Here is a 10,441-nt window from a genome sequence, read left to right as displayed (position 1 = left end):
GATAGCACCTGTGGCGAGCCGAACTCGGTGAGTTTGACGACACGTCTCGTAACCATGCGATTGCAACTCCGTGACAACCCGATAGGGTAAGGGGGTAGAGGCCTCGTCGAAGTCTGTCGCACACGTCGGATCGAGCCGCCGCGGCCAAGATGTCGTTCGATGCGCCGTCGGGCCGACCAAGTGTCTTCGAGCACGGACCATCGTTCCGTCGGAAGCGATGTCCGGTCGACGGCCTTGCGCGGTCAAAAGCAATTCATCCGTGCGCCACCATCTCGGTCGGAGAAGGGACGGGCGGTTCCGGACCTGGCTCTGCCTTGGGAAGCCCCCGACTTCGTTGCCCCAGGGATCTTCCATCGAGGCCATCCTCCTGATTTACATTGAGAATCTCTGACCAATCATGGCCACGCCACAGCATTCAGGACGGTGAGGCATCGGTCACGCTATCGACGAAGATGGGCGCCGCGCCCCTCAGGAACGCCCCGACATCGTCGGCGATGACCTGTGAGAGGTCGTCGGGAATCGGCCAGCCATAGACGAACTTGCGGATGGCCAAGTAGAAGACTTTTCCGTGCAGCGCCCAGGCGGCCTCGGTTTCGCGTTCGGTCAGTGGCACGGTCTCGGGAGGCGGCAGGTTCAGGTCCGTCCGCATCTCCGCGCAGATCGGATGGATCACCCGGTCGCGGATGATGGCGAGGTAGCGCGGGGCGATGTCGTAGCCCTTCAGGCCCGAGAACACGAAGATCCGCACCCAGACGTAGTCGAAGATCTTCTCGGCGTATTCCCGATAGAACCGCAGGATCCGCGCCTCGAGCGTCTGCGACCGGTCCTGAACGAGGCCGTCCCAGGCCGGGTTCCAGCGCTGGACGTAGACGTGGTCGTAGACACGATCGAGAAGCGCCTCCTTGGTCGGAAAGTAGCGGAAGATCGCCGAATGCGTGATCCCGATCTCGCGGGCCAGTTCACGCGTCTGGCCGGCGAGACCGTGCTCCGCGAAGAACTGCGCCGCCGCCTCGACGATCTGCCGCTCGCGCTGCGCGGCGGGCAAGCGCCGCCGGCCGGCGAGCGTGGCCTTCTCCGACCGCGCGGCCGACGCGTCCGGGGCGCGGGCATCGGGACAATCCATGCTTCGTGACCGCCTGGTTATTTCGCTTGACGATGCCGTCCGACCCTGGATAGCTTGTAACCAAGCGGTCAACAACGAGTGATCGCACCGATACGCGGCCTGTGGGAGGGACGCTGATGAAGGCGCGGGCCTTCGATTATCGCCGCGTGGCAAGCGTGGCGGAGGCGCTCGACGCCTATGGCGCCTGTGCCGGGGAGGCGCGCTACCTCGCGGGTGGCCAGAGCCTGTTACCGGCCCTGAACCTGCGCCTCGACGCTCCGGATCTCCTCATCGACATCGGACGGATCGAGGCGCTGCGCGGCATCGCCATCGAGGGGGAATCCCTGCGGATCGGCGCCCTCACGCGCCACGCCGAGACCCTGGCATCCCCCCTCATCGCCGCCCACGCGCCGATCCTGACCCAGGCCGCCGCCTACATGGCGCATCCGGCGATCCGCAATCTCGGCACGATGGGCGGTAGCCTTTCGCTGGCCGATCCCGCCTCCGAACTGCCGGCCTGCATGCGCGCCCTCGGCGCGACCCTGGAGATCACCGGGCCGCATGGAATCCGCGCCGTGCCGGCGGACGACTTCTTCCAGGACCTCTACGAGACGGCCCTCGTCCCCGGCGAAATGCTGACCGCCGTGCATGTGCCGCTGGCGGCGTCCGGGTCGCGGATGCAGTTCACGGAGATCGCCCGGCGCCGCGGCGACTACGCGATGGTCGGGCTCGCGGCGAACCTCGTACTCGCGGAGGGGCTCGTGACCTCGGCCCGACTCGGGTTCTGCTCGGTGGGGCCGACGCCCATGCGGGCCCCCGCGACGGAGGCCGCGCTCACGGGGCGCCCCCTCGACGGGGATGCGATCACGGCGGCTCGCGCAGCCCTCGGGGACGACATCTCGCCGGACGACGACGACAGCCTCTCGGCGGCGGCCCGCATGCATCTCGCCCGCGTCCTGCTCGGTCGGGTCCTGGCCACCCTGGGCGAGGGCGGGGCCGAGGCGGTGGCCGCATGAGCACCCCGCAGTCCCTCTCCCTCACCGTGAACGGCACGCCGGTCCGGCACTTCGTGGAGCCGCGCCTGTCCCTGGCCGATTTCCTGCGCGGCGACCTCGGCCTCACCGGCACGCATCTCGGCTGCGAGACCGGCGCCTGCGGCGCCTGCATCGTCAACCTCGACGGGCAGCCGGTCCATGCCTGCCTGATGCTCGCGGTGCAGGCGGACGGGCTCCGGGTCGACACGGTCGAGGGGTTGTCGGAGGCGGGGACCCTCGCCGACCTCCAGGCCGCGTTCCATGCCCGCAACGCGCTGCAATGCGGGTTCTGTACCCCCGGCATCCTGGTGGTGGCGCATGACTGCCTCGGGGCGTGGGCGGCGTCCGGCACCGTCCCGTCCCGGGAGGTGATCCGCGACGCGCTCTCGGGCAATTACTGCCGCTGCACCGGCTACGAGGCCATCGTCGACGCGATCGAGAGCGTCGCCAAGGCCCGCGCGGGCCGCTCCGATCCGCAGCCAGGCCGGGAGGCGGCGATATGAGCGCGGCGGCCGACAGCCCGGGCGCGGGCCGCTATATCGGACGCGGCCTGCCGCGCCCCGGCGCGCGGCGCCTGCTGGCGGGGCGGGGCCGCTACACCGACGACGTGGTGCTGCCCCGCATGCTCCACGCGGCCTTCCTGCGCAGCCCCTACGCCCATGCGCGGCTCGGCGTGATCGACGTGTCCGCCGCCGCCGCGATGCCGGGCGTCCACCGGGTGCTGACCGGCGCCGATTTCGAGCCCCTCTGCACGCCCTGGGTCGGGACGCTCAGCCACTTCAAGGGCATGCGTTCCGCGCCCCAGCGCCCCCTGCCGACGGACAAGGTCGTCTGGGCGGGCCAGCCGGTGGTGATGGTGATCGCCGAGACCCGCGCCCAGGCCGAGGATGCCCTCGAGGTGATCGCGGTCGCGTTCGAGGAACTCGATGCGGTCGTGGACCTCGATGCGGCCCGGGCGCCGGAGAGCCCCGTCATCGACGCGGGCGCACCCGACAACGTCCTGTTCCGCACGCGCATCGAGGCGGGCTCGACCGCCAGCGCTTTCGCGGGGGCCGAGATCGTCTCGGTCGATCTGCGCTTCGGCCGCCACACCGCCGTGACCATGGAGCCGCGCGCGGTGCTCGCCGATTTCGACCCGAGCGAGGCTCGCCTCACCGTCCACCAATCGACGCAGACGCCCTACCAGTTCCAGGATCTCTACGCCCGCCACTTCGGCCTCTCGGAGGCCCGCGTGCGGGTAATCGCCCCCGATGTCGGCGGCTCCTTCGGGATGAAGCTCCACCTCTACCACGAGGACATGGCGGTGGTGGGCGCGAGCCTGCTTCTGAAGCGGCCGGTGAAGTTCACCGCCGACCGGATGGAGGCCTTCGCCAGCGACATCCATGCCCGCGACCACCGCGTGCGCGCGCGCCTCGCGGTGGGCCCCGACGGCACCCTTCGGGCGATCGAGGTCGACGACGTGACGGGCGTCGGCCCGTTCTCGGCCTATCCGCGCACCAGCGCGGTGGAGGGCAACCAAGTCGTGCGCCTGATCGGCGCGCCCTACCGGCTGACCGACTACCGCGCCGACCTGACGGTGGTGGCCCAGAACAAGGTGCAGATGAGCCAGTACCGGGCGGTCGGCCATCCGATCGCCTGCGCGGTGACGGAGCGCCTCGTCGACCTCGCGGCCGACCGGCTCGGGCTCGATCCCTTCGAGATCCGGCGGCGCAACTATGTCACCGACGACATGTACCCGCACACCACCCCGAGCGGGTACCGCTTCGAGAAGCTCTCCCTCGCCACCTGCCTGGAGAAGCTCCACGCCCTGATGGACTATCCGGCGCTGTGCGCGGAGCAGGCCGCCCTGCGCGCGAAGGGCATCCATCGCGGCATCGGCATCGCGACTTACGTGGAGATCACCAATCCGACGCCCGCCTTCTACGGCGTCGGGGGCGCGCACATCTCGGCGCAGGACGGATGCGTCCTGAAGCTGACGCCCGCCGGCGAGGTGAGCTGCGCGATCAGCATCACCGAGCAGGGCCAGGGCAGCGAGGCGATCATCGGCCAGATCGTCGCCGAAGGCCTGGGCGTCGACCGCGACCACGTCCGGGTCCTGACCGGCGACACCGAGACCACGCCCTCCGGCGGGGCGACCTGGGCCTGCCGGGGCGCCGGCATCGGCGGCGAGACGGCCCTCCAGGCGAGCCGCAAGCTGAAGGCGCGCATCCTGGAGATCGCCGCCGCGATCCTGCAGGCGGAGCCCGGCACCCTCGATATCCGCGACGACGCGGTCACGGACGCGGACGGCATGCCCCGCATGACGCTGCGGGAGGTCGCAAACCTCGCCTATTACCGCTCGGATCTGCTGCCGCCGGACGTCTCCCCGGCCCTGACGGTGGCGCACCACTTCGCGCCGCGCGGCTATCCCTTCGCCTTCACCAACGGCATCCACGGCAGCCTCGTCGAGGTCGACGTCGAGACCGGCTTCGTCACGATCCTGAAGCACTGGGTCGTGGAGGATTGCGGGCGCGTCATCAACCCGCTCCTCGTCGACGAGCAGATCCGCGGCGGCGTGGTGCAGGGGCTCGGCGCGGCCTTCTTCGAGGAATGCCGCTACGGCGAGACGGGCCAGCTCCTGAACGGGTCGATGTCCGACTACCTCGTGCCCATGGCCTGCGAGATGCCCGACATCGTCATCGCCCATGTGGAGACACCGACCCTGGACACCGAACTCGGCGCCAAGGGCTGCGGCGAGGCGGGCACCGCCGCCTCCAGCGGCGCGGCCCTGAACGCGGTCAACGACGCCCTGCGCCCCCTCGGCGCCGGCATCTCCCAGCTTCCCATGACACCCGAACGCATCCTGAGGGCGCTCGACGTGATCTGATCCATCCCCGGCGGACTTCCCCAGGCGTACTTCCGCCACCCGGATTTCGCGACGCGGGCCGCCTTCACGAGCCCGCGCGACGACAGGAGGAAACCATGATCGAACAGGGATCGCGACACGGCTCCGTCTCGCGCCGGACGCTGGTGCGTGGACTGGCCGCCACGGGCGCGCTCGCGGGCATCGGGATGCCGTTCGTCGCCCGCGCCGCCGAGCCGATCCGCATCGGTTTCCCGACGCCGGTCACCGGCCCGTTCGGCGCCGAGGCCAAGGATCAGATCCGCTCGGCCGAACTCGCCGTGAAGCAGTTCAACGAGGCCGGCGGCTTGAACGGCCGGATGGCCGAACTCCTGGTCCGTGACGACAAGCTCAACCCCGGCGAGGCCGCGACCCGGACGCTGGAGCTCATCGAGAAGGACAAGGCCCACTTCATCGTGGGCGCCCTGTCGAGCGCGGTCCAGCTCTCGGTCAACGAGATCACCCGCTCGCGCAAGGTCCTCTACGTGTCGATCAGCCAGTCCGACACGATCAACGAGGCCAAGGATTTCAGCCGCTACACCTTCCACGAGGCGCTGAACCCGCACATGACCACGGCGGCCGTGGCCAAGCACACGTTCAAGAAGGGCACCCGGGTCGCCTACCTCGCCGCCGACTACGCCTACGGCCACGAGATGCTGCGCGGGTTCAAGCGCGCGGCGGCCGCCATCGGCGCCGAGACGGCCGGCGAGATCCTGCACCCGTTCGGCGCGCCGGACTACTCGACCTTCATGCCGCGCCTGCGCTCCATGCGCCCCGACATCCTGTGCATCTGCAATTTCGGGCGCGATCAGGCCAACAGCATCAAGCAGGCGAATGATTTCGGGCTGAAGAAGGCCGCCCGGATCGTCGTGCCGGTGCTGCTGCACAACCAGCGCCTCGCGGGCGGCGCCGACGCCTTCGAGGGCGTGGTGGGGGCGAGCAACTACTACTGGCGCCTGGAAGAGACCGTGCCCTCGGCCAAGGCCTTCAACGACGCCTTCCGGGCCGCCTACGCCAACGCGATCCCGACCGATTACGGCGCCTACGGATACACGGCCGTCCGCTCCCTGCTGATGGCCGTGAAGGCGGCCGGCGATACCGACACGGATAGGGTCATCGCGGCCCTGGAGGGCCTGACCTACGACGTCGCCAAGGGTCCGGAGCGCTACCGCGCCTGCGACCACCAGGCGATCCAGTCCGTGCTCATCACGGAATCGCGCAAGAAGTCCGAGATGCAGGGCGAGGCGGACCTGTTCCGCATCCTGGAGGTCGAGGCCGGCTCCGAGGCCGCCCTCCGCACCTGCGACGAACTCGGCCACCGGGCCTGATCGGGCGCCATGAGCGGGAGCCGGCCATGACCTCTGCCTTCGCCGCCTTGGACCTCGAACTCATCGCGATGCAGCTGTTCTCGGGCGTGGCGCTCGGCGCCGTGTTCGTGATGCTGGCCCTCGGCCTGTCGATCATCTTCGGCATGCTCGGCATCGTGAATTTCGCCCACGGCAACTTCTTCATGGTCGGCGCCTACGCGGGCGTCTTCGTCATGGAGCGCACGGGCAGCTTCTGGGCGGCGCTGCTGGTCGGCCCGCTCATGGTCGGGGCTCTCGGCCTCCTGGTCGAGCGCTTCCTGATCCGGCCCCTGGCCGGCCGCTCGCCGGACGATCCCCTGCTCCTCACCTTCGGGCTCGGTTACGTCCTGGTGGAGGGGGTTCGCATCCTCTTCGGCTCGGACGGCCTGCCCTTCGCCACTCCGGAGGAACTCTCCGGGGTCGCCGATCTCGGCATCGGCTACTTCCCGATCTACCGGCTCTTCGTCGTCGGCGTGGTGGCGCTGGTGCTCGTCGTCCTCTGGTACGGCCTCGAGCGGACGCGGCTCGGGCTGATCGTGCGGGCCGGAGCCCGCGACCCGGAAATCCTCCGGGTCCTCGGCATCGACATCCAGCGGCTCTGGCTCTGGGTGTTCGGCCTCGGCATCGCGCTCGCGGCCCTGGGCGGCGTCCTCGCCGCGCCGATGCGCTCGGTCAATCCGGAGATGGGCAACGTCGTGCTGGGCGAGGCCTTCGCCGTCACGGTGATCGGCGGCATGGGCTCGCTGATGGGCTCCGTCGTCGCCGGCCTCCTCGTGGGGATCGTGGTGTCGATGACCGCGCTGGTCGCCCCCGAGATGGCCAGCATCGCGATGTTCGCCTTCATGGCCCTGGTTCTCCTGATCCGGCCCCAGGGCCTGTTCGGCAAGCCCGGCCTCGGTGTCTGAGGGAGATCGCACATGCAGACCCTCGACCAGACCGTCGTCGACGCCCCGCCGGGGGCGGTGAAGCCGCGGCGCGCCCCAGGCGTCGCCGGGTTCTCGCGCTGGCGCGCGCCGCTCTCGATCCTCGCGCTCCTGACCCTGCCGTTCCTGCTCCCCTCGCAGGCGCTCGCCGTCAACGTCCTGATCTACGGGCTCTACGCCGTCGGCTACAATCTCCTCTACGGCTACACCGGCCTCCTCTCCTTCGGGCACGCGGCCTTCTTCGGAACGGGCGCCTACGTCACCGGCATCGCCATCGGCGCGTACGGACTCCACCCGCTCCTGGCGATGGGCCTCGGGACGGTCGCGGCGAGCGCGTTGGCGCTGACGGTCGGGGCCGTCTCGATCCGCTCGCGCGGCATCTACTTCGCCATGGTGACCCTGGCGCTCGCCCAGCTCGTCTACTACGCCGCGCTCCAGGCCTCGTCCTGGACCGGCGGCGAGAACGGCCTGCGCGGCTTCACGGTCTCGCGGATCGGCCTCGGACCCATCTCGCTCGACATCCTCGACCCGCAGGTCAAATATCTCTTCGTCCTGGCCTTCGTGGGGGCGGCCCTGGCGCTGATCTCGCGCATCCTCGCCTCGCCCTTCGGGGCGGCCATCGAGGCGATCCGCGAGAACGAGACCCGCGCGCGCGCCTGCGGCTTCGACGTGGAGCGCTCGAAGCACCTGGCCTTCGTCCTGTCCGGCCTCTTCTGCGGCCTGAGCGGCGCGCTCTCGGCGATCCACCTCTCGATCGTTCCCCTCGACAGCCTCGCCTACCACACCTCCGGCATGGCGGTGGTGATGACGCTGGTGGGCGGCGCCGGCACCTTCTTCGGCCCCTTCGTCGGCGCCCTGGTGGTGCTGGTCCTGGAGGACGTGTTCAGCCTCTGGACGCCCCACTGGCAGCTCGCCCTCGGGACCGTGTTCATCCTGTTCGTGCTGTTCCTGCCGCGCGGCCTCTGGGGCTCGGCCCTGGAACGCCTCTCCTTCCGCCGGAGGCAATCATGAATCCGGTTCCGCAGGCTCCGATCCTGGAAGTGGAGGCGCTCGGCCGCCGCTTCGGCGCGTTCACGGCTCTCGAGGACGTCAGCGCGGTCTTCGGCAAGGAGCGCATCACGGCCATCATCGGCCCGAACGGGGCCGGCAAGAGCACGCTGTTCAACCTGCTCTCGGGCGCCCTGGCGCCCACGGCCGGGCGGCTCCGCTTCGGGGGCCGCGACATGACGCGGGTGCCCCAGGCCCGGTTCGCGCATCTCGGCATCGCGCGCTCCTACCAGATCACGAACGTCTTCCCGCGCCTGACCGCCCACGAGAACCTGCGGACGGCGATGCAGGCGCGGGCGAGCCGCTACGACTTCTGGAGCCGGCGCGACGCGCTCACCGGCCTCGCGGAGCGAGCGGATGCGTTGCTCGCCGATATCGGTCTGGCGGGCCGGCGCGACCGTCCCGCCGCGTCCCTCGCCCATGGCGAACAGCGGGCCCTGGAGATCGGCATCGCCCTGGCGAGCGACCCCAAGCTCCTGCTCCTCGACGAGCCGACTGCCGGGATGGGCCCGGAGGAGACCAAGGAGATGGTCGCCCTGCTGCGCCGCCTCGGCGAGACGCGCACGATCCTGCTCGTGGAGCACAAGATGAAGATGATCCTCGGCCTGTCCGAACGCATCCTCGTGCTGCATCACGGCCGGCTCATCGCCGATGGCAGCCCGGCCGAGATCCAGGCCGACCGCGAGGTGCGGCGCGTCTATCTCGGCCAGAGCGGTGGGTACGGCCATGCTTGAGATCCATGGCCTCGACGCGTGGTACGGCCCGAGCCACGTCCTGCACGGACTTTCCCTCGAGGTCCGGGCCGGCGAGATCCTGGCCCTGGTCGGCCGCAACGGCGCGGGCAAGACCACGACCATGAAGGCCGTGATGGGCCTGATCCCGAAGGTGGGCGGCAGCGTGCGCTTCCTCGGCACGGAACTGCTCGGCCGTCCCGCCCATGCCCGCTTTCCCCTAGGCCTCGCCTACGTGCCCGAGGACCGGCGCATCGTCCCGGGCCTGACCGTGCGGGAGAACCTGAGGCTCGGCCTCCTGCGCGCGCCGCGCACGATCAAGGAGGGGGCGGCGATCGCCGAGATCGCCGAGACCTTCCCGCGGCTGGCCGAGCGCCTCGACCAGATCGCCGTGACGATGTCGGGCGGGGAGCAGCAGATGCTCGCCATCGCGCGCGCGATGATCGCGCGGCCCAAGCTCATCCTGCTGGACGAGCCATCGGAGGGCATCATGCCGGTGCTGGTCGAGGAGATGGGCCGCCTGTTCGTGTCCTTGCGCGACCGCGGCGTGACGCTGCTCCTCGTCGAGCAGAACGTCGAGTGGGCCCTCAATCTCGCGAACCGCGCCGTGATCATCGACCAGGGTGCCGTCGTGCACGAGAGCTCGGCCGCCGCTCTGCGCGCCGACACCGAGATCCAGGATCGGTACTGCGCGGTCTGAAAAAAGCGCGTGGTCGATCTCAGAGGCCGGCCGATCCGCGCCGGCAGCGGCGCGAGCCAGGGAGGACAGCATGGACATCACCGGCGAGTACCGAATCGCGGCGCCCCGCGACACCGTCTGGGCCGCCCTCAACGACCCGGAGGTGCTGACGCTCTGCATCCCCGGCTGCAAGGAGCTCACCCAGGTCTCGCCCGAGGAGATGGCCGCCAAGGTCGCCCTGAAGGTCGGCCCGGTCTCGGCCACCTTCGCCGGCACCGTCCGGCTGGAGGATATCCGGGCCCCCGAGGGCTACACCCTGGTCGGCCAGGGCAATGGCGGCATGGCGGGCTTCGCCAAGGGGCGCGCCGTGGTGAACCTCACGGAGGATGGCCCCGACACCATCCTGCGCTACGAGGCGAAGGCCGAGATCGGGGGCAAGATCGCCTCCCTCGGCGGTCGTCTGATCCAGGCCACGTCCCGCAAGCTCGCCGATGAGTTCTTCGGCAAGTTCGCGAACCGCCTCGGCGCGCCCGCACCGGAGAGCGCGGCCCTGGACACCCCCTGACCAGGCCGGCCACGCTCCGCGTCGCTAAAACACCCCGCACAGGACACGAGACGATCATGCCCACCGCGATTTCGCACTTCATCGGCGGCCGAACCGTCGCCGGCACGGCCACGCGCTCCGCGCCCGTCTTCAA

General features: G+C 70.1%; 10 protein-coding genes. 9 read left to right on the top strand and 1 reads right to left on the bottom strand.

The window, feature by feature from the left end:
• Nucleotides 1-415 precede the first annotated feature (415 nt).
• On the bottom strand, nt 416-1,123 hold the full coding sequence (locus K2X24_RS10785; RefSeq protein ID WP_292497733.1) for a TetR/AcrR family transcriptional regulator: 708 nt from the start codon (nt 1,121-1,123) through the stop codon (nt 416-418).
• A 116-nt stretch (nt 1,124-1,239) separates the two neighbouring features.
• On the opposite strand from K2X24_RS10785, the gene K2X24_RS10780 reads away from it, so the two are divergent.
• The 9 genes from K2X24_RS10780 to K2X24_RS10740 all read left to right on the top strand — a co-directional run bounded on the left by K2X24_RS10780 (nt 1,240) and on the right by K2X24_RS10740 (nt 10,308).
• A complete protein-coding gene (locus K2X24_RS10780; protein WP_292497731.1) occupies nt 1,240-2,118 on the top strand; it encodes a xanthine dehydrogenase family protein subunit M in 879 nt (292 codons plus the stop codon).
• On the top strand, nt 2,115-2,639 hold the full coding sequence (locus tag K2X24_RS10775; RefSeq protein ID WP_292497729.1) for a (2Fe-2S)-binding protein: 525 nt from the start codon (nt 2,115-2,117) through the stop codon (nt 2,637-2,639). Before K2X24_RS10780 ends, K2X24_RS10775 begins: the two co-directional genes overlap by 4 nt.
• Nucleotides 2,636-5,002 carry a xanthine dehydrogenase family protein molybdopterin-binding subunit gene (locus K2X24_RS10770; RefSeq protein WP_292497727.1) on the top strand — a complete coding sequence of 789 codons (2,367 nt, stop codon included), beginning with the start codon at nt 2,636-2,638 and terminating at the stop codon, nt 5,000-5,002. The genes K2X24_RS10775 and K2X24_RS10770 overlap by 4 nt, the downstream gene beginning before the upstream one ends.
• A 95-nt stretch (nt 5,003-5,097) precedes the next feature.
• Nucleotides 5,098-6,345: an ABC transporter substrate-binding protein gene (locus tag K2X24_RS10765; protein WP_292497725.1), complete on the top strand. Its 1,248-nt coding sequence runs from the start codon at nt 5,098-5,100 to the stop codon at nt 6,343-6,345.
• A 26-nt stretch (nt 6,346-6,371) separates the two neighbouring features.
• Nucleotides 6,372-7,268 (top strand): branched-chain amino acid ABC transporter permease, encoded by an 897-nt coding sequence (locus K2X24_RS10760; RefSeq protein WP_238282229.1) that lies wholly within the window; start codon nt 6,372-6,374, stop codon nt 7,266-7,268.
• A gap of 12 nt (nt 7,269-7,280) precedes the next feature.
• A complete protein-coding gene (locus tag K2X24_RS10755; RefSeq protein WP_292497723.1) occupies nt 7,281-8,297 on the top strand; it encodes a branched-chain amino acid ABC transporter permease in 1,017 nt (338 codons plus the stop codon).
• Nucleotides 8,294-9,067, top strand: coding sequence for an ABC transporter ATP-binding protein (locus K2X24_RS10750; protein WP_292497720.1), 774 nt, complete (start codon nt 8,294-8,296; stop codon nt 9,065-9,067). Before K2X24_RS10755 ends, K2X24_RS10750 begins: the two co-directional genes overlap by 4 nt.
• Nucleotides 9,060-9,764 (top strand): ABC transporter ATP-binding protein, encoded by a 705-nt coding sequence (locus K2X24_RS10745; protein WP_292497718.1) that lies wholly within the window; start codon nt 9,060-9,062, stop codon nt 9,762-9,764. Before K2X24_RS10750 ends, K2X24_RS10745 begins: the two co-directional genes overlap by 8 nt.
• A gap of 70 nt (nt 9,765-9,834) precedes the next feature.
• Nucleotides 9,835-10,308 (top strand): carbon monoxide dehydrogenase subunit G, encoded by a 474-nt coding sequence (locus tag K2X24_RS10740; RefSeq protein ID WP_292497716.1) that lies wholly within the window; start codon nt 9,835-9,837, stop codon nt 10,306-10,308.
• Nucleotides 10,309-10,441: the final 133 nt, after the last annotated feature.

This window comes from Methylobacterium sp. (assembly GCF_019750675.1).
Classification (GTDB): domain Bacteria; phylum Pseudomonadota; class Alphaproteobacteria; order Rhizobiales; family Beijerinckiaceae; genus Methylobacterium.
This window is presented reverse-complemented; position numbering and strand designations above follow the sequence as displayed.